Genomic DNA, 19750 nt, shown 5'->3' on the forward strand with positions numbered 1-19750 from the left:
GTGAGATAATGAATAAACTTAAAGCAGGAAGCCTTACTGCACTCATACTCTCAGGAGCCGGGATAATCTATGCCCTCATATTCAACCCACCGTCATGGGTGGTTTATGGTGTGGCCATATTCCTCATTCCGGTCTTCATACTATCGATAGGGATACTCTCCATGGCTAAGCCAGAGAAGGATGAGGCTGATGAGAGGGTTAACGAACCATTCATAGGGTACTGATGATCATGGAACCATTCACTTTGCGGTGATGAGATGAATCTGATGGGCGATATCATAGTTAACGTTGCTGGAATCATTCACTTTGCGGTGATGAGATGAATCTGATGGGCGATATCATAGTTAACGTTGCTGGAATCATTCACTTTGCGGTGATGAGATGAATCTGATGGGCGATATCATAGTTAACGTTGCTGGAATCATTCACTTTGCGGTGATGAGATGAATCTGATGGGCGATATCATAGTTAACGTTGCTGGAATCATTCACTTTGCGGTGATGAGATGAATCTGATGGGCAATATCATAGTTAACGTTACAATAGCATTTCTGGTGGGGAGCCTGCTTCTGGGGTTCCAGAGGAAGGTGATGGCTAGGATACAGAGGAGGCCAGGCCCACCTATCATACAGCACCTCCTCCACACCCTCAAGTTCTACATAAAGGAGTCATCGTTCCCCAGGACGGCTGCCATGCCATTCTATGTGGCGATAGCGGCGACACTCTGCGGTATCTGGGTGAGCGCGGTTATCGTGGGGCCTGTGCTTGAGGGGTCACTGCTGCTCTTCTTCGGGATATACGCCCTCCACAAGATCGTTGAGCACAATGCAGGATCATCATCAGGTTCACCGTACGGTAAGCTCAGCTGTGTCCGTGCAGTGTTCTCTGCTGCAGCCGAACTCCCGCTATTCGCGGTGCTCGCCATCATATACCTGGAGACCAGGACGATGATAATATCTGACATCATAGGCTACCAGAGCATCCACGGGCCACTCCTACTCAAGCTCCCACTGGCGGCCATGATGTTCTTTGTCCTCATACTATCAAAGGCACCCTACTCACCGTTCTCCATAACCAAGGGTAAGGACATAATATCAGGGTATGAGACAGAGCACTTCGGGGTCCTCAGGGGTTACCTGATGATCTCAGAGTCCATAGCATGGTACATGCTCCTCTGGATATTCCTCACGGTATTCGTTGGGGGACTCAGCCTGCCGCTCTACATCCTGGGAATGGTGATAATCACGGCGGTGACGGCATTCATAAACGCAACAACACCCATGCTGAACCCCAACCACTCTGTGGCCATACAGGTCATCCTGGCATTTGTAGGTATAGCAGGGTCCATCATTCTTATGCTCGTAATGTGATAGTAATATTAGAGAGGGGATTTAATGGAGAAAGGTCTAACGGTACTCACGGCACTTGTTGCAGGTGGAGTAATAATCGTGAGCCTGCTTGCAGCCATCATGCAGGGGATATCTGTAATGCCGGTCACAGTTCTTGCAGCAATATTCATGGTTCTCCTGCTCATGTCTGGCAGTGAAAGGTTCTCTGAACTCTCAGAGGAACTTGAAAGGGTTGCATTCTTCGCGGTACTGGCACTCTTCATAATTTCATTCCTGGTCCTCTACAGACCGGTATAATCAATCACTGGTGATAACATTGTATGAAATGTACCTGGTATACACGGTTTCCTTTATCGCTGGCTCGGTAATCGGTTTACTCTTAAGTTACAGGAAGTACAGGGAGCCATTTGTGAAGGAAAAAATAGACCCACTGGCACTTATAGTGGCCCTCGTGGGGTGGGCTGTGCTTGTGAATGCGGCCCTGGCACCCTTCACCCCCCTTTTAAGGACAGCGGGGTTCTTCATGGTGGCCCTGGTCGCCGGTATGAGGCCAGGGTATGGTAGATACGAGACGGTCACTGGGGCTGCGGTGGCATTCATCATATGGCTCCTGGCCGGGACCCCGGGGTGGTAGTTATGGATGAAGGAGAACTCATGAGGCTCATGAAGAGGAGGATAATTGAAAGTTACCGGTGGCAGGAGGATGTTGTGAAACCACTCTCTAGGGAACTTGAACTTGACCTGGAGGAGTTCCAGGAGATACTCATGGATAAACTGGACATGTCCAGCCTTGAGGCCCTCCACCCCAGATTCGAGTCTGCAAGGCCAAGGTGCATAAAGGAGAGGCTGCACAGTGACCTCCAGCTCTGCTGGCTCGTGGATGTCATGGAGATCGTGGATGCTGAAGATGCAGAAACACTCAAGGATGAGATAACCGAGATGATCCTTGCGGGAACCGAATACCGGGAGGCCCTTGCCGAGGGGAAGAGGAGGCTCCATGAGATACTCCGAGCCGAAGATTAACGTGATAATAGAAGAGGTAATGTTGGACGACCTTAATGATTAACGTGATCATAAAAGAGTAGATGTAGAGGTAAAGAAATGTTGGATGCCCTTAAAAGTATTCTGAGGAAAACATCAATCCATGTGTGTCTTGTGAATACAGGGGGGTGCAATGGCTGCGACATAGAGGTCCTTGCACTCCTCTCACCCAGATATGACCTTGAACAGTATGGTATATACGTCCACCAGAACCCCAGGGAGGCTGACGTGATACTGGTGACCGGTGCCGTTACAGAGCAGTGGAGGGAGAAGCTTCAGAGGATATACAGCAAGGCACCTGAGCCAAAGATAGTGGTGGCCCTGGGCAACTGCCCCATCTCAGGGGACGTGTTCAACCAGGAGGGTGGGAGCGTCTATGCACCGGTCTCCGACTTCATACCGGTGGACGCCGAGGTCCCTGGTTGCCCTCCAAGACCATCTGAGATACTTGAGGCCATACTATCGGTGGCACCCGATGCAATAGCAGAGAGGGGGAGGAAGAGATGATACTGCCACTCGGACCCATGCACCCCGGCTACAAGGAGCCAATAAGGCTCAAGGTGAAGACCAGGGGTGAGAAGGTTCTTAAGGCCGAGATAGAGTACGGATACGTCCACAGGGGAATAGAGAGGGTCATGAGGAACAAGACCTGGCAGAAGGCCATATACCTCTCTGAGCGGGTCTGCGGGATATGCTCATACATACACACACAGACCTTCGCAGAGGCCTTCGAGGCCATCTCTGAGGTGGAGGCCCCGCCGAGGGCCCAGTTCCTCCGCGCCCTGACAAACGAACTTGACAGGATACAGAGCCACCTCATCGCAAATTCAACCTACTTCAAGGCCCTTGACCATGAGACCATGTTCATGTACATGCTGGCCCTCAGGGAGCCTGTCATGGATGCCATCGAGTTACTCACAGGTAACCGTGTCAACATGGGCTGGAACGTTGTGGGGGGTGTGAGGATGGACGCCTCAGAGGATCACCTCTCAAGGATAAGGGAGATCATAGTGGACCTTGAAAGGGAATTCGACCGCTACGTTGAAATGTTCGAACACGGGCCACTCATAGGGCTCAGGTCAAGGGACGTGGGTTACATGAGCCAGGAGGAGGCAGAGAAGGCCCGTGCAGTGGGGCCCATAGGAAGGGCCTCAGGTATAAGGTATGACTTCAGGGAGGACCACCCCACCTACCGGGACCACCTGGACTTCAGGACAATCTGGAGGGACGAGGGAGACAACTTTGCAAGGGTCATGAACAGATTCGATGAGATAAGGGTCTCAATTGACCTGATAAAGCAGGTGATAGACAATATCCCATCCGGTCCTGTGAGGAGGAAGGTGGATGTGAAGGCGGGCTACGGGGAGTGGAGAAACGAGGCACCCCGTGGCGAGGTGGCCTACATGATTGAGACCAACGGCAACCTCATAAAGAACATCTCCATAAGGACCCCCAGCATCATGAACATCGACGCCTGTGCAAAGTACATGCTACGGGACGTTGCAACCGTTGCAGATGCCGTTGCAACCTATGCCAGTGCAGACCCATGCATAGCATGTGCAGAGAGGGTCGTGGTCCTGGATGAAGATGAGGGAAAGAGGGAGATAATGCTCTAAAAAATTGATCATGTTGATGTCCTATGTCCTCTGTAATATGGTACCTCTACGAGTTTGCCCGTAAATCATGGGCAGAGAAATTTGCAAATGCACATACAGAACACGAGATCCTTGAAAAACCCGAAAGGTTCAGGGATTTCCCCACAGTACATAAGGAGTACTGTATAGGCTGCGGAGCCTGCACCACAGCATGCCCTGCCCCTGGCGCCATAAAACTGGTCCGGGATACTGATACCTCTGAGGAGGAGGGCCTGACCTACCCGGTGATAGTGAAGGGGGCATGTATCAGGTGCGGATTCTGCGCCGAGGTCTGCCCAACCGACCCCAAGACCATAGAATGCGGTGAAAACCACCTCATAAGGGAAGAGTTCACAATCGTACCCTCCGAGAAGCTCTACGTGATAGACGATTACCTCTGCATACGCTGCAAGAAATGCCTGAAGGCCTGCCCGGTTGACGCCATCGTTGAGGAGGACGGCAGGGTCGAGATTGACCAGAGCAGGTGCATAGCATGCGGTGACTGCCTCGAGAAGTGTCCCGTGAAGGGCGCCCTCAAGAGGATACACGTGGCATACGTTGAGGAGCAGAAGATGGTTATAAACCTGGCTGTCAATGAACTGGAGGCGGCCATCGAGGAGCGCAGTGATGATATAAAGAAACTCGGGGCCGGTGAGGTCTACAGGATGAACCAACCCCTGGCACCCCTCCTTGAGAGGGCCCTTGAGATTCTGCCCGATGAGGAGATCACCAGGGACATCCTCGAGATGATAACGGATCGCCTGAAGATGAGGATCATAACATGGAGCCCCGAGAAGTGTGTTCAGTGCAGACTGTGCGTCGATGAGTGCCCATCAGGTGCCATAACCTACTCGGAGGATGAGGGAGTCGTAAGGGACCCTGAAAGGTGCCTCAGGTGCAGCACATGCTACCAGACCTGCCCATTCGGTGTTGCCGGGTACTACGTTGCAAGGTTCCTCATTGACGAGTCCAACGGTGAAGAGGTAATCAGGATCACCATAAAACCGGCGGCGCTTCCTGTAAAGTGATGAGGAGATGATAACATCAGAATCATAATAACTTGCGGCGCTTCTGTAAAGTGATGAGGAGATGATAACATTCCAGCTGCAGCAAAACCCGTAAAGCCCCTGAGGGAAGTTGACGTTGACTATGAAATCGACCATGAGAAATGCAGGAGTTGCCCTGATAAGCCCTGCCTGAATGTATGCCCCGTGGATGCCGTGCACATCGACCCGGACACAGGGGAGGTTGAAATCGATGACCGCTGCTTTGGCTGCGTCCTCTGCAGGGAGGCCTGCCCCTACGATGCCATAAAGATGAAGACAATCCTCGGGGAGCCCATAAGGGAGAACGTCCCTGTGATAAACCCCAGGATCTGCCGTGGCTGCGGTGCCTGCGTATCCGCATGCAGGACAGGGGCAATACACCTGGCTTCATCAGGGGAGACAGGAGTTCACAGTGAGATAGACGAGGATAAATGCGTCAGGTGCGGCTACTGTGCAAGGGCATGCCCCACAGAGGCCATAAAATACGGTGAGATCCTCCCGAGGTCTGTGGTGGGTGGAAAGGCCGTTGTGGTTAACCAGAGGGACTGCATAGGATGCATGACCTGCACCAGGGTCTGCCCATCCAGGGGCGCCATAAAGGTGGGTAAGATCAACAGGCTCCCCTACATAGACCCGTCATACTGTGCAAGGTGTGAGGAGTGCATGGATGTCTGCCCATCAGCAGCCATAAAGTACTCCTCCAGAAAGAGGGCCTACGAGAACTTCTCAAAACTCAATAACATGGAGATAGCAGGGGAAATCCTTGAGAGGGAATCAGAGAAACTCGTGAGGAACCTTGGAAGGATAGACTCGGTTCTGAGGAGCGTGAAGAGGAGGTTCACCAGGGATGAACCCGAATTCAGGGTGGATGTCACAGATGAGATAAGGGACGGTATAGAGGAACTCGTTGACTCGGACCTCGAAATCCTTGAACTCAACCATATAGTGGACTTCACAAAGCCAAAGAGAAGCATAAGGGTCCTTGAGGATAGGTGCATCGGGTGCGGACTATGTATCGATGAGTGCCCGGTTGGAGTGATAGAACCGGTAACACCAGCCCCTGTTGAGATAAAGGATGGCTGCGTCTTCTGCGGCCGCTGCAGGGGAGTCTGCCCTGTTGACGCGATTGAAATAACAGAGGAGGGCTTCAGGGCATCCGATGGCAGGATATACCTTGAGAGGAGAATACTCAGGGGGCCAAGAAGAGGTTCAGTGGAGGTGGATCATGTCATCTGCCAGAGGTGCGGCGTCTGCGTCAACCACTGCCCCGTTGATGCCATGGCACTGGATGGTGAGGTGGAGGTTGATGATGAAACCTGCATACTCTGCGGTGAATGCCAGGATATATGCCCGGTCACCGCAGTGAAACTTAACCTGGAGGATGATAATCTTGAATAGGGTCTTTGTAACAGACTGCGAGGGCCCGGTTTCACTGAACGACAATGCCTTCGAGGCCGCGGCCCACTTCATGCCCGAAGGTGACAGGTTCTTCAGGAAGGTCAGCGAATTTGATGACATACTGGCAGATGAGATAAAGAGGCCAGGCTACAATGCAGGGGACACCCTGAAGCTCATAGTACCCTTCCTGGTGGCCTATGGTGTCACCGATGAGAGGCTCATTGAGTTCTCAGAGGAGACCCTCAAACTTGTACCCGGGGCAGAGGAGACCCTCGAGCTTGCCATGCAGCTCATGCCATCCTACATCATAAGCACAAGTTACAGGCACTACATAGAGGCCCTCTGCAGGCGCACAGGCTTTCCCATTGAGAACACCCGCCACACCACCCTCACCCTCAACGTCCAGATAGGGGATGATGAAAGGGAGATGCTCATGAAACTCAGGGAGGAAGTCATTGATGGTGACTTCCAGGACCTGGATGAGATCTTCTTCCAGAAAATACCGGAGATGAGGATAGGGAGGCTCCTTGATGAGGTCAGGACTGTTGGTGGGGACGGTAAGAGGGTCGCCCTCAGGGGGATACTCTCTGAACTTGGTTTAACAGAGAAGGCGGCCATGTACGTGGGTGACAGCATAACAGACGTCGAGCCCCTCAGGGAACTCAGGGGAAAGGGCATACCCATCTCATTCAACGGCAACAGCTATGCCCTCAGGGAGGCAGAGGTGGCCGTCATATCCCAGGACGCAAGGGCGCTCCTGCCACTCGTGGACCTCCACTCAAGGTTCGGGAGAAACTACGTAATGGAGTTCGTTAAGGCCTACTCAGATGATCCTGAAAGGGCCCTTGAATCCTTCAGGGTGGACTTCAGGGTTGCCGAGAGATTCGAGAACATCTTCAGGGACGCCTACCCCACCATCACACCCGTGGATGATACCGATGAACTCGTTGAGGAGAGCCTCGCAGTCAGGAAGAGGATCAGAGGGGAGGATGTGGGCTCCCTGGGCTGAATGGATCGTCAGGTGTTGATTATGGAGATTAACGGAACGGTGATCGAGGATACATTCTCAGAGGCCTTCACCGGAAGGTGTGTGAGGGCCACCATAACGGCCCGTGACATGGAAACCGTAAGGAGGGCGGCCTACGATTCAACTGCAACCCCAGGTGCGGTCATAGGGAGAGTTGAGGGTGGCGTTGAATCATTCCTTTCAGGTGATGAAACACCAGATGGGAGGCCAGGGGCCACTGTACAGTTCTACTACGCCCTCCCCGACCTGGAGAAGTTCCAGGTTGAACTCTCCTACAGGATCAGGCAGGACATACTTGTGAAGCCATTCACAGCCCTCTACGATTCCACACCCGACCCCGAGGGGTACATGGATATGATGAAGCATGTGGGCCACTGCGGGGACGGTTATGAGTGGATTGAGGAGTTTGATGGGCGTGAAATGATAAACATCCCAATAGCGGTTCCGGACTTTAAGATTGAATCAAAGCTGGGTTACAGGGATGCGATCATGGGAGCCAACTTCTGGTACATGTGCAGGGACCCTGAAACCGTCCTTGAGGCCGGAAGGGCTGCCATAAATGCCATAGGTGAGGTTGAGGGTGTTGTAACACCCTTCGATATCTGCTCGGCCGCCTCCAAGCCTGAGACCAATTACCCCTGGATAGGCCCCACAACCAACCACCCCTACTGTCCAAGCCTGAAGGACCTGCTGGGTGATGAGTCAAGGGTCCCTGAGGGCGTCGGGTACATACCTGAGATAGTCATAAATGGCCTGTCCCTGGAGGCCCTTGAGGAGGCCATGAGGGCGGGTATAGAGGCTGTCTGCCGCTACGACGGCGTCCTCATGGTGTCAGCAGGTAACTATGATGGTAAACTGGGGGACCACAGGATAGACCTTCACGGTGTTCTCTGATGTTATTTGATGCAGTGGGCCTCGGGGCCCTTAACATGGACCAGCTCCACATGGTTGAGAGGATAGCAGGACCCGACGAGGAGACCTTTGTCCGCGATACAGTGGAGTCCTGCGGTGGATCAGCAGCCAACACCATAATAGGCCTTGCGAGGCTCGGCCTGAGGACGGCCTTCATAGGCAAGGTCGCAGCTGACAGGGAGGGTTCCATCCTCAGGGAGAACCTGCAGGGGGAGGGTGTGGCAGATTACGTTGCCGTTTCAGATGAGGGAAGAAGCGGCCGGGTCATGGGATTCGTTGACCCCCAGGGAAACAGGGCACTCTACGTGGACCCCGGGGTTAACGACACCCTCAGCATGGATGAGGTCCAGGAGGAGGCACTGAAAACCAGGCTACTGCACCTCACATCCTTTGCAGGATCAGGTATCAGGGTCCAGAGGGAGGTCCTGGAGGTCATCGATGACTCTGTGACAGTGAGCCTCGACCCGGGCCACCTCTATGCGGAGCGGGGTGCATCTGAACTTGAGGGTATCCTTGAGAGGACAGACATCCTCCTGATCAACCGGAGGGAACTGGAGCTCATGACAGGATCCCCTGACCCTGCCAGGGCATCGGCTGAACTGGGTGTTGACGTGGTTGTCATGAAGATGGGCTCTGAGGGTGTCAGGGCATTTGATGGTTCCGAGGTGATGGTTGAGGCACTCGAGACCACCTGCAGGGATACAACAGGCGCCGGGGATGCATTCAATGCAGGTTTCCTCTATGCATGGCTTTCAGGACATGGACTTGAGGTATCATGCCTCTTTGGAAACTACCTGGCATCAAGGTGCATAGAGGGCTACGGTGCCACATCGTCCCTCCCAGGGAGGGAGGCCCTTGAGGTTCTGGAGGGATACCTCAGGGGGAATGTCAATTCGAATACACGCGGCGATTCTGGAAAATAATTTAAGTGAACATGTTTAAACTAATAGAGGAGGATCATGTTAATCTCTTTAAGGATTGAACAAATACCGGGGTTGTATCATGGATATTGTCTTTAAAAAGAAACTTGATGATCTCCAGAGGGACGTTGCACTGAAGTCGATGGACCTTGAGGAGAGCCCTGAGGAAGTCGGGGTGGAACTTGGAAGGTGCAGTGTTCGTGATAAATTCATAGACATAACACCAAAGTGCGTCAGGTGCAACCTCTGCGTTGAGGAGTGCCCTGTTGACGCCATATCAGATTCATCTGCCTCACGGGCCGCCAGAATACTCGATAACTGTGTTAAATGTGAGATATGTGCCCAGACCTGTCCCGTGAGATGCATAAATGTTGTTGAGAGCACAGCCACCATTGATGAGGATGTCACATACAACCTTGAATACCTGAGGATTCCCCACAGAAAACTCCGCATGAGGGATATTCAGGTTACAGACAAATGCACAGCCTGCGGCACCTGTGAGAGGTTCTGCCCCACAGGCGCAATAAGGGTGGGGGAAACTGCAGCGGTCGATGAGTCCATCTGTATAGGGTGTGGTGCCTGCGTCAACGTGTGCCCCTCAGATGCCATAAAACTTGAAAGGGAACTTGGGCCTGTCATTGAGACCCGCAGGCTCATCGTTGATCAGGATGCATGTGTTGAGTGCCTTGTATGTGAGGAGAACTGCCCCACCGGCGCCATAAGGATCGAGGATGGGGAAGTTATTGTTGATGGAGATAAATGTATCCTCTGTGAGGTCTGTTCGTCTAAGTGTCCTGTGGCAGCACTTAAACTGGAGAGGTTGTCAGATGAAAGTTAAGGAGATAATGGATAAGGAGTTTATAGCCGTCTCCCCTGGGGACCGGGTTGTTGATGTCTCCCTGAAGATGGAGAAGACAAGGAAATTCACAACACCAGTTGTGGATGATGAGGGAAAACTTGTTGGATGGGTTACAAGTTTTGATGTTATGAGGGGGCTCAGGGATGGAGTTGAACTTGTATCCGACGTTATGCAGCCCCCTGAGAGGATAGTCCACGTCAATGAGAACGACCCGGCGCGGCTGGCGGTCCTTGAAACAGCCCACCACAAACTTGTTAGTGTCCCTGTACTGGACGATGAGGGAAGGGTTGTCGGTGTTGTGAGGTCCTTTGACATCGTTGAGACCCTCTCGCAGCTCTATGAGATCAAGGTCTCCAAGATATTCGAGGCAATGAACCGTGAACTCAAGGGTGTTAGCTGGGACGAACTCATGGAGGCCGCTGCAATCATCACAAGGAGGCGCACTGGTAAGAGGATCAAGCCTAAGGAGTACGAGGAGAGGATCAGGAACTCCACATTTGGCGAGGCCATATGGGCTACAGGTGGCCTTGAAAAGTTCTTTGTCGGTCTGATAGCCATCGGTGAACTTGTGATTGCAAGGAAGATTGCAAGGGCAAGGAAATAATCCCTCTCTTTTTTTTATCTCATTACTTCCCTTCAGGACTCGAAGGTTTTTGTCCTGACACCTATGGCATCACCGATATTAAGGAACACTTATATAATATGAATACATATGAATGTGTATTCATATGTTCAGGTGATTGTATGGGATGTGAATGCAGCTCATGCTCCCCGGAGGAGGGGGATAAAGATATAAAGGTCATCGCAGCATCAGGCACACTCCTAATAGCAGGGATCATCCTCAGCTTCACAGGCAGTCTGATATCAATCCCACTGCTACTTGCCGCAGTGGCGGCTGCCGGCTACAGGATATTCCCCTCAGCAATCAGATCAGTCCTCAGGGGACGCTTCACAGTGAACTTCCTCATACTCATAGCAGTCGCCGGTGCCCTTGCGCTTGGTGACTATACAGAGGCGGCCCTGGTAACGGTCCTGTATAATATTGCAGAGTACCTTGAGGAGTACGCCCACAGAAGATCCCACAGATCAGTGGAATCGCTCGTAAGACTCAGGCCAAGAACAGCGAGGGTCCTCGGTGATGGGGAGAAAATTTTTAAGGTTGAGGAGGTGACTGCTGGATCAATAATCGGTATAAAACCCGGTGAAACCATTCCACTCGACGGAACAGTCATCAGGGGCAGGTCAAAGGTGGACCAGTCAAATATAACAGGGGAGTCCCTTCCAATAACTGTCCAGGAGGGCAGTGAGGTATTTGCAGGTACCCAGAACCTTGACGGATACCTGGAGGTTCGGGTTATCAGGGAAGCAGATAACACGGTGCTTGCAGGTGTTATTGAAACCGTTAAAAGGGCTGCCACCAGAAGGTCCCGCAGGGAGAGGTTCATAGAACGCTTCGCATCAGTCTACACCCCGGCTGTCATAGCCCTCGCGGTTCTAACAGCAGCGGTTCCCATCATAATGGGGGGATCCATCGGGACATGGGTGTACAGGGCCCTTGTCCTTCTTGTAATCTCATGTCCATGCGCACTCCTCATATCAACACCGGTTGCAATGGTCTCAGGGATGACCGCCGCTGCAAGAAGGGGTATACTCATCAAGGGCTCGGAGTTTCTGGAGGCAATGGCCTCGGTGAGAAACATAATCTTCGACAAAACCGGAACCCTCACAGAGGGATCCCCCAGGGTCACCTCGGTTGAACCCGCTGAGAGGAGGGAGGAGGTCCTCAGGATCGCAGCCTCCCTTGAGAGGAGGTCAGGTCACCCCATCGCAGAGGCCATAGTGGACTCCTACCATGGAGAAACAGATGAGGTCAGTGAATTTGAGTCCATGCCCGGGAAGGGTGTTTCAGGCTACATCAACGGGGTGAAGTACACCATTGGAAGCCCTGAACTTGTCGGTGCCAGTCCAGGTAAGGGGACCACAGTCTACCTTCAGGGGCCAGGGGGAATAGCAGGGAGGATAACCCTCGCAGATAAAATCAGGGATTCCGCCAGTAAGACAATCTCAGAACTCAGGGACAGGGGAATCAGGGTCATGATGCTGACAGGGGACAGCGAGGAGGTTGCAGCTGAGGTTGCAGGTGAACTTGGAGTTGAAAGTTACCATGGAGGTCTTCTCCCTGAGGATAAGATGAAGGTGATTGATGAGGTCAGAAAAGGGGGACCCGTTGCAATGGTGGGTGATGGTGTTAATGATGCACCGGCCCTTGCAGCTGCAGATGTGGGGATAGCCATGGGTGTCCGGGGGTCGGATGTTGCACTTGAAACAGCCGACATAACCCTTGTGGAGGATGACCTTGAGAGGATAGATGAACTCATGGATCTAAGCCGGAGGACCATCCGCACCGTGAGGATCAACACCGCTTTAACGGTTACTGTTAAACTATCCCTTGCAGTCCTCTCTGTCACAGGCTCGGTACCCCTCTGGGTCGCGGTTGCTGTGGGTGATATGGGCCTCTCGCTCTTTGTTATAGTGAATAGTCTGCTTATTGCAAGGTACTGAGGCCTATTCAGAATCATTATTATTTTTAGTGAATAGTCTGCTTATTGCAAGGTACTGAGGCTATTCAAACCATATTTTTTTGTGAACAGTCTGCTTATTGCAAGGTACTGATGTACTGCCATATATTTTCAGAACTCGAATCAGATCACTAAAAAAAGAATAAAATAGTGGTTTAAAAACCACTAGAAGGGAAGACTTGCGTATATTCCCTTAATCTTTGCTGTTGCAGTGTTCCAGCTTGATACAGCGCCGAGACTGTTTCGTGAACTCGTGGCATCTGCAGCGTACCAGGTGTCACCCACAAGTACCTGGGCCCAGACATGGCCGTAGGTGTTACCTGAGGTGAAGGTGCATGTACCATGCACGTACCTGGAAGCGAGCCCTGCAGCCCTGAAGAGGGCCACCAGGAGGTGTGAATGATCCACACAGTTACCTGTCCTGTATTTAAGTGTCCCTGTTGCACCGTGCCTTGTGTTGTAGTAGAAGCTGTAGCTGATGCTGTCGCGTACCCAGTTGAATATCGCTGTTGCCTTGTCCCATGCAGAGCTGAGACCTGAGGTGAGGCTGGCTGCCAGTGACCTTATTGCCGGGTCATTCACCTGGCAGTTTGCTGTTGCCGAAAGGTACCGGGAGGTGCCCTCACCGCTGTATGGGTCATTCTCAGGTCTCTTCTTAAGTGATGATGATGGGGTCGTTGATGTGGCACTGATCTTCTTCACCGTGACGTAGTTGGGGAGTCTGCCACTTTCAGCGTGAAATGCAAGGATCCTTGAAACCGCGTATATGAGGTTATCACAGGATACCCTGCCGATGGCAGAACTCACATAGTTGGGTGCCCTGCTGTTACTGTTTATGAACTTCAGCACATTCTCTGCAAGTTTGATGTAGGCTGACTTTGAAAGCTGCCCCGTCGCTGACCCTGATGGGTTCGGCGCGGCTTTCACTGAACGCACTGTGAGTGAAGCTGATTTCCCTGCACTTTTAAGGAGGTCCTTTAACATCAGGTCAAGGAACTGTGCAACTGTCAGCTTCTGGCTTCCCACTGATACTGTTGATGGCAGCTTACCGTAGGTTTCAATGTACTTCCTGAGGTTAACTGCAGCGCTCAGTATGTTCGCATGGTTCACACCTGAATTATCACCTGCAGCCTGGAACTGGCTGCCTGAATTGCCACTGGCGTTTTCCATGTCTGCATCTGCCACTACAGGTTTTGTCGTGTTATTAGGTGTATCCACTTCTCTGTCCACTGAAACAGGGGGCTCGGTGTTATCTGCACTCAGATGATCGGCCCCGCTAGGCAATGTGCCGTCGCTGTCACTGTCCACCAGCTCTTTACTGCAATTTTCATTTAAATTTGAGCACTGATCCAGTGACTCTCCAGATTCCATTTCAACCTCGGCTGTATCATCAGCTGCCACTGCATATCCTGCTGTATTCATGAGGAGCATGCATGCAGTGAGCATGCACACCAGTCTCATGTTTACCGAAATTTTACCGCCTCCAATCCACAGTGCCCGGTAGGGTCACTGTGACATTAAAAACTTGAATTTAAGGTTATATATAAATATTTTGGTTTATTTGACTCAAAAAAGCCTTATATGAACCTTTTAAATCAAAATAGGCTTTATGAAATCTTTTTATTTTCATGATAGATGAATATGCTCTCTCCATCTCCAGAATGGGCTGAATGACAATTTTCAATCCTTTATCCAGCTGAAAGGCACATATAGAACCTAATATTGCAGCCGGATTTTAATGGGATTCCATTTTAAGTATATGGGCTCTCCAGAGGTGATTCATCGTGCCATGGCGTCTGGCCCATATAATCCTCAGGGGGCACACTCAATTCAGGAGGCATTAGAAAGGAGCTTGATGCTTTATAGGCCTATATAACGTCTCATAACGGTTTAAAACGTATTCAGGGGCACAATAGCAATCCTGAAGAACGGGGTTAACTTTATCTACTGATCATTGAGTAATAGGTAAATGGTGATATTATATGATGAGTCGTGAGATGATGGATGCCATCGAAAAGGAACTCGTTTTTGTTGCAACCGCCGATGAGGAGGGCACACCAAACGTGGTCCCCATAGGATTCGCAAGGCCACTTGATGAGAAGACCATCCTCATTGCAGACAACTACATGAAGAAGACAATAAGAAACCTCCATGAAAACCCAAAGATGGCACTGATACCACAGAACGCCAGGGAATGCCCATACCAGTTCAAGGGAACAGTTGAAATCTTCAAATCAGGCAAATACTTTGACATGGTCGTTGAATGGGCCCAGAACGTCATGACAGAACTTGAACCAAAATCCGCCATACTCATGACTGTTGAGGAAATATACTCAGTAAAGCCGGGACCAGAGGCCGGTGAAAAGGTGGCCTGAAGCCCCCAGAGTGAAATCAATGTGCGGCATAGCAGGGTTCAGGGGAGCTGGCGCCAGGGACAGGGTCGCTGCAATGCTCAACACCATCGGACACAGGGGCCCGGATGCAAGGGGCCTCTACCATGACGGCAGGATCACTATAAAAACCGGTGAGGGGGAGGATGTGCTTGAGGCCCCTCCCTCAGAGGACATTGCACTGGGCCACAACCTCCTCTCAATAGTGGGCGGACCCCAGCCGGTTGCAGGTGACGGTGTTCTGGTCTTCAACGGTGAAATCTACAGTCATGAGCCCACATCTGGAGGGGGTGATGCCCACATCATACTGGACCTCATAGAGGGCCACGGCGGCGACCTTGAGGATGCAATCCGATCTGCAGTCAGTGAACTTGACGGGGACTACGCCTTCATCTACACCGATGGAAAGAACCTTGCAGCGGTGAGGGACCCTGTGGGTGTTAAGCCCCTCTATTATGCAGGGGAGGCATTTGCCTCGGAGAGAAAGGCCCTATGGAGTATAGGTCTGCGGAACGTGGAAAGCCTTCCACCGGGTCATGCCATCATAAATGGGAGGATGGTGAAGCTACGGGGACTCCCCCAGCCAAGAAAATGCACCGAAAGCCCCCATGAACTTAAAGGTCTCCTGAAATCTGCCATCAGGGGATCGGTAAAAAAGAGGACCCGCGGACTTAAGAAGGCTGCACTTGTATTCTCAGGTGGTGTGGACAGCACCCTCCTTGCGGCGCTCCTCAGTGAATACCTGAACATCACCCTCTACACCGTGGGCACACAGGGATCGGCGGATGTTGAATTCGCATCAAGGGCAGCAGAGGACCTTGGCATGGACCTCCAGGTAATTGAGGTTACAGAGGAGGCTGTGAGGGATGCACTCCCCCATGTCCTCGCTGCGATTGAGGTTTACAATCCCATGCAGATCGCCATTGCCATGCCCCTCTACCTTGCATCCCGGGAGGCGTCGGCTGCAGGCTTCAGGGTCATGTTTTCAGGGCAGGGAGCCGATGAGCTCTTCGCAGGGTACCACCGCTACAGGAGGCTCCTTGAGGATGGAAACCTTGAAGAGGCGCTGACGCGCGACCTGGAAAACATCTACCATGTCAACCTTGAACGGGATGACGCTGTTACAATGGCAAACTCGGTGGAACTCAGGGTCCCCTTCCTTGACCTGGAGGTTATAGAGTTAGCCCTCAGGGTCCCCACCTGCTTCAAGATAACTGGCCCCGATGATGAGATGAGAAAGCACATACTCAGGGAGGTGGCGGCTGAGATGGGAGTCCCTGAGTACATTGCAACAAGGCCCAAGAAGGCAGCCCAGTACGGTTCAGGTATTGATAGAATACTTAGAAGGAGGGTGCTCCCTGGATTCGACCATGAGTCCTTCCTGAGGAGACTCATGAATGAAGGTGGGGTCGTTCAGCGATGATCCCATCAGGGGTTCGCCTCTCTAAATTTGTCGTGTCTTGGATCTAAGCATTTATATCACTGCACATCAATAGTAGACTCATATGTTCACATTCACGATTACCCATCACTAGGAGGAATCCTGCATGAAGATAGAGAAAGAGGCTGAGAAGATCCTCGAGGAATTCTCAAGGGCACTTGAAGACGTCCCTGAACTTGAGGAAACATATTACATCGTCGATAACCTTAACAGGACAAGCGAGGATGAGGTTGAGAAGACCGACCCTGAGAAGATCCTCAGAAACGCCCCGGTTGATGAGGACGGCAACATAGTTGTTGAGAGGGGTGAATGGACCCAGTAGGTGTTAAGGATGCGGTTAAACCTGGTGATTGAACTCCGGGATGCCCCCGGCCAGCTTTTATCCGTACTGGAGCCCCTGGGAAGCTCCGGTGCCAATATAGTGACGGTTATACATGAAAGGGACCGTGAATACGGGCCTATGGTACCTGTACAGCTCACGGTGGAGGGTGACAGGGAAACCCTTGACGCTGCCATCAGCAAACTCCAGGAGAGGGGTGTTAACATAATCGAGATGGACGGCGCCCCCCTCAGGGAGAAATTCACAAGCATACTCATAGGTGAAATCTCAGAGGGAGACCTCCATGAGGCTGTGGAGGCAATAAACAGCGTCAGGGGGGCCTCTGTATCTGACCTTTCACTCAGAATGTCCGGGGAAAGACAGTCAGCCAGGATAACCGTTGAGGCCGAACATGGAACCAGGGAAATGGTCCTTGAGAGGATCCAGGAGGCCGCCAGCAGGCATGACCTCCTCCTCATAACAGAGGTCTAGGGGTGATGAGAGTGAGGATATGTCTGGTTGGTCTTGGAGCGGTGGGTCAGGGATTCCTCAGGGCGGCCCAGCTCAAGGCTGAATACCTCAAGAAAAGGTATGGTCTGGAGCTAACCTTTACCGGGATTGCTGATTCATCAGGGGCAATTCATGATGGAAACGGTATTGATATAGCTGAAATCCTCAGACACAAGAAGATGGATGGTGTCGGCAGACACCCCATGGGAGTTGAGGGTATGAGCGGCCTTGAACTCCTGGATGAGGTTGAATATGACTGCCTGGTTGAGGCAACCCCCACCAGCATAACGGATGGTGAACCAGGCAGATCACTCCTCATGAAGGCCCTCGGGGATGGTAAACACGTTGTAACATCCAATAAGGGGCACCTGGCACTCTTCTACTCTGAACTCATGGAGCTATCCTCAGAGGCCGGTGCCGAGCTCATGTTTGAGGCATCAGTTGGGGGGGCAATGCCCATAATAAACCTTGCAAGGGAGACCCTCACATCCTGCAGCATAGAATCGGTTATAGGGATACTGAACGGCACCACAAACTTCATACTATCTAGGATGACCTCAGAGGGTTCATCCTATGAGCAGGCCCTCCTTGAGGCACAGGAGCTTGGTATAGCAGAGACCAACCCTGCACAGGATGTTGAGGGTACAGACGCCGCATGCAAGGCGGTGATACTTGCCAATGCAATCCTGGGGAGGCCATGCACCCTCAGGGATGTCAGTGTGGAGGGTATCACAGGCATAACCCAGGGGGCCATTGAACTGGCGGCCCAGGAGGGTTACCTCATAAAGCTCATCGCTGAGATATCAGATGATACACTGGAGGTGGGCCCGAGGCTCGTGAGGATGGGGTCCCCCTACGCTGTTGACGGGACACTCAACATGGCAACCCTCAGGACAGACCTTGCAGGTGAGGTTACAGCCGTTGGGAGGGGGGCCGGATCCCTGGAGACAGCCTCGGCAATGCTAACAGACACCCTCACCATATGGCGAAGGCACAGAGATACAAGATAATATTTTAATGATTTTAATCCCAGCAGTAATGAAATTACGTTTTAATCCTACAGTGATTATCATGAAGTATGTTATTCTTGTTGGAGATGGAATGGCAGATTATCCCCTTGATGAACTTGATGGCAGGACACCGCTCCAGGTTGCGGATAAACCCAACATGGACCAGCTTGCAGAGGAAGGCGCATGCGGACTCCTCAGGACGGTGCCGGAGGGTATGGAGGCGGGCTCAGATGTGGCAAACCTCAGCATAATGGGTTACAGCCCCAGGAGGTACTACACAGGGAGGGGACCCCTTGAAGCTGCAAGTATAGGTGTGGAGCTCTCCCCTGAGGACGTTGCATTCAGGTGCAACCTGATAAACGCAGATGAGAGGATAGTGGACTTTAACGCCGACCACATTGAAACAGATGATGCGGCAGAGCTCATAGATGCCCTCAACACCCACCTTGAAACCAGGGGAAGATTCTATGCTGGAGTGAGCTACAGGAACCTCTTTGTCATCACCGGTTCCAGTTATGCCGATGTGCGAGTCGAACCCCCCCATGACATCGTGGGTGAACCCGTGGACCAGCACATCCCAGGTGGGTCACCGGAGGCCGACCATATAAGGGATCTCATGCTCAGGTCAAGGGAGGTCCTTGAGTCACACAGGGTCAACCATGAAAGGATGGCCAGGGGAAAGAGACCGGCAAACATGATCTGGCTCTGGGGACAGGGCACCAGGCCATCAATGGAACCATTCGCTGAAAAATATGGCTTGAAGGGGGCCACAATAACAGCCGTTGACCTCATAAAGGGCCTTGGCGTATACGCGGGCCTTGAAAACATCCATGTCCCCGGCGCAACAGGCTACCTTGACACCGACTACAGGGCCAAGGGCAGGTACGCAGCAGATGCCCTTGAGGAATACGACTTCCTCTTTGTCCATGTGGAGGCACCCGATGAGGCCGGACACGCAGGTGACGTTGAGGAGAAGATAAAGGCGATAGAGAACATAGACCACTTCGTACTGGGAAGGATACTTGATGCCATGACAGAATACGATTGCAGGATATCCGTGCTCCCGGACCACCCGACACCCGTTGAGGTTAAAACCCATGTACCTGACCCTGTACCCTACATACTTGCAGGTGATGGTGTTGTACCTGATGGTGTAAAATCATACGATGAATTCTCTGTCAGGGAGGGTTCACTGGGTCTCGGGGAGGGCCACAGACTCATAGAGGTCATGAAAACCCTCTAGGTTCCGGCTTCAGGGCACGAATTTTTAATACTGATGAGGCACATACACTATTCCATTAATCTTATTCACTCAA

At 52.0% G+C, this 19750-nt stretch carries 22 protein-coding genes; 21 read left to right on the forward strand and 1 reads right to left on the reverse strand.

What is annotated here, in order from left to right; all coding sequences use genetic code 11:
- Positions 1–8: 8 nt before the first annotated feature.
- From AB9H23_RS02605 to AB9H23_RS02675, 15 genes are all read left to right on the forward strand, one after another.
- Complete coding sequence (locus AB9H23_RS02605; RefSeq protein ID WP_321211874.1) at positions 9–224, forward strand: DUF788 domain-containing protein; 216 nt, start codon at positions 9–11, stop codon at positions 222–224.
- Between the two features lie 281 nt (positions 225–505).
- Entirely contained in the window at positions 506–1369 is an 864-nt protein-coding gene (locus AB9H23_RS02610; RefSeq protein WP_370005389.1) for a respiratory chain complex I subunit 1 family protein, read from the forward strand.
- Between the two features lie 24 nt (positions 1370–1393).
- Positions 1394–1645 carry an energy-converting hydrogenase A, subunit K gene (locus tag AB9H23_RS02615; protein WP_321211876.1) on the forward strand — a complete coding sequence of 84 codons (252 nt, stop codon included), beginning with the start codon at positions 1394–1396 and terminating at the stop codon, positions 1643–1645.
- A 28-nt stretch (positions 1646–1673) separates the two neighbouring features.
- Entirely contained in the window at positions 1674–1982 is a 309-nt protein-coding gene (locus AB9H23_RS02620) for an energy-converting hydrogenase subunit EhaL family protein (protein WP_370005917.1), read from the forward strand.
- A gap of 2 nt (positions 1983–1984) precedes the next feature.
- Entirely contained in the window at positions 1985–2371 is a 387-nt protein-coding gene (locus AB9H23_RS02625) for a DUF1959 family protein (RefSeq protein ID WP_370005391.1), read from the forward strand.
- A gap of 78 nt (positions 2372–2449) precedes the next feature.
- A complete protein-coding gene (locus AB9H23_RS02630) occupies positions 2450–2896 on the forward strand; it encodes an NADH-quinone oxidoreductase subunit B family protein (protein WP_237779551.1) in 447 nt (148 codons plus the stop codon).
- Positions 2893–4005, forward strand: a complete 1113-nt coding sequence (locus tag AB9H23_RS02635; protein ID WP_370005393.1) for a nickel-dependent hydrogenase large subunit — start codon at positions 2893–2895, stop codon at positions 4003–4005. Before AB9H23_RS02630 ends, AB9H23_RS02635 begins: the two co-directional genes overlap by 4 nt.
- A 23-nt stretch (positions 4006–4028) precedes the next feature.
- The gene (locus AB9H23_RS02640) at positions 4029–5051 is read left to right on the forward strand and encodes a 4Fe-4S binding protein (protein ID WP_370005395.1); all 1023 of its coding nucleotides are present in this window, start codon (positions 4029–4031) and stop codon (positions 5049–5051) included.
- Positions 5052–5177: 126 nt separating this feature from the next.
- Positions 5178–6467 carry a 4Fe-4S dicluster domain-containing protein gene (locus tag AB9H23_RS02645; protein WP_370005918.1) on the forward strand — a complete coding sequence of 430 codons (1290 nt, stop codon included), beginning with the start codon at positions 5178–5180 and terminating at the stop codon, positions 6465–6467.
- Complete coding sequence (locus AB9H23_RS02650; RefSeq protein ID WP_370005397.1) at positions 6451–7476, forward strand: energy-converting hydrogenase A, subunit R; 1026 nt, start codon at positions 6451–6453, stop codon at positions 7474–7476. Before AB9H23_RS02645 ends, AB9H23_RS02650 begins: the two co-directional genes overlap by 17 nt.
- 21 nt (positions 7477–7497) lie before the next feature.
- Complete coding sequence (locus AB9H23_RS02655) at positions 7498–8388, forward strand: formylmethanofuran--tetrahydromethanopterin N-formyltransferase (RefSeq protein ID WP_370005399.1); 891 nt, start codon at positions 7498–7500, stop codon at positions 8386–8388.
- The gene (locus AB9H23_RS02660; RefSeq protein WP_370005401.1) at positions 8388–9329 is read left to right on the forward strand and encodes a carbohydrate kinase family protein; all 942 of its coding nucleotides are present in this window, start codon (positions 8388–8390) and stop codon (positions 9327–9329) included. The genes AB9H23_RS02655 and AB9H23_RS02660 overlap by 1 nt, the downstream gene beginning before the upstream one ends.
- Before the next feature lie 79 nt (positions 9330–9408).
- Positions 9409–10164: a 4Fe-4S binding protein gene (locus tag AB9H23_RS02665; RefSeq protein ID WP_370005403.1), complete on the forward strand. Its 756-nt coding sequence runs from the start codon at positions 9409–9411 to the stop codon at positions 10162–10164.
- Positions 10154–10789, forward strand: coding sequence for an HPP family protein (locus tag AB9H23_RS02670; RefSeq protein WP_370005405.1), 636 nt, complete (start codon positions 10154–10156; stop codon positions 10787–10789). Before AB9H23_RS02665 ends, AB9H23_RS02670 begins: the two co-directional genes overlap by 11 nt.
- A gap of 140 nt (positions 10790–10929) precedes the next feature.
- Complete coding sequence (locus AB9H23_RS02675; protein ID WP_370005407.1) at positions 10930–12747, forward strand: heavy metal translocating P-type ATPase; 1818 nt, start codon at positions 10930–10932, stop codon at positions 12745–12747.
- A gap of 182 nt (positions 12748–12929) precedes the next feature.
- Here the strand turns inward: AB9H23_RS02675 and AB9H23_RS02680 are convergent, their stop codons facing one another.
- Entirely contained in the window at positions 12930–14225 is a 1296-nt protein-coding gene (locus AB9H23_RS02680) for a pseudomurein-binding repeat-containing protein (RefSeq protein WP_370005409.1), read from the reverse strand.
- A gap of 521 nt (positions 14226–14746) precedes the next feature.
- On the opposite strand from AB9H23_RS02680, the gene AB9H23_RS02685 reads away from it, so the two are divergent.
- The 6 genes from AB9H23_RS02685 to AB9H23_RS02710 all read left to right on the forward strand — a co-directional run bounded on the left by AB9H23_RS02685 (position 14747) and on the right by AB9H23_RS02710 (position 19677).
- Entirely contained in the window at positions 14747–15139 is a 393-nt protein-coding gene (locus AB9H23_RS02685; protein WP_147670878.1) for a pyridoxamine 5'-phosphate oxidase family protein, read from the forward strand.
- 19 nt (positions 15140–15158) lie between these two features.
- Positions 15159–16577 carry an asparagine synthase-related protein gene (locus tag AB9H23_RS02690; protein WP_370005411.1) on the forward strand — a complete coding sequence of 473 codons (1419 nt, stop codon included), beginning with the start codon at positions 15159–15161 and terminating at the stop codon, positions 16575–16577.
- A 124-nt stretch (positions 16578–16701) separates the two neighbouring features.
- Positions 16702–16917 (forward strand): Asp-tRNA(Asn) amidotransferase subunit GatC, encoded by a 216-nt coding sequence (gene gatC / locus AB9H23_RS02695; RefSeq protein WP_147670876.1) that lies wholly within the window; start codon positions 16702–16704, stop codon positions 16915–16917.
- 9 nt (positions 16918–16926) lie between these two features.
- The gene (locus AB9H23_RS02700; protein WP_370005414.1) at positions 16927–17406 is read left to right on the forward strand and encodes an allosteric regulator of homoserine dehydrogenase; all 480 of its coding nucleotides are present in this window, start codon (positions 16927–16929) and stop codon (positions 17404–17406) included.
- Positions 17407–17411: 5 nt separating this feature from the next.
- The gene (locus AB9H23_RS02705) at positions 17412–18434 is read left to right on the forward strand and encodes a homoserine dehydrogenase (protein WP_370005416.1); all 1023 of its coding nucleotides are present in this window, start codon (positions 17412–17414) and stop codon (positions 18432–18434) included.
- A 61-nt stretch (positions 18435–18495) separates the two neighbouring features.
- Positions 18496–19677 carry a cofactor-independent phosphoglycerate mutase gene (locus AB9H23_RS02710; protein WP_370005418.1) on the forward strand — a complete coding sequence of 394 codons (1182 nt, stop codon included), beginning with the start codon at positions 18496–18498 and terminating at the stop codon, positions 19675–19677.
- Positions 19678–19750 lie beyond the last annotated feature (73 nt).

Origin of the sequence: Methanothermobacter sp. KEPCO 2, assembly GCF_041228365.1 — an archaeon.
Taxonomy (GTDB): domain Archaea; phylum Methanobacteriota; class Methanobacteria; order Methanobacteriales; family Methanothermobacteraceae; genus Methanothermobacter; species Methanothermobacter marburgensis.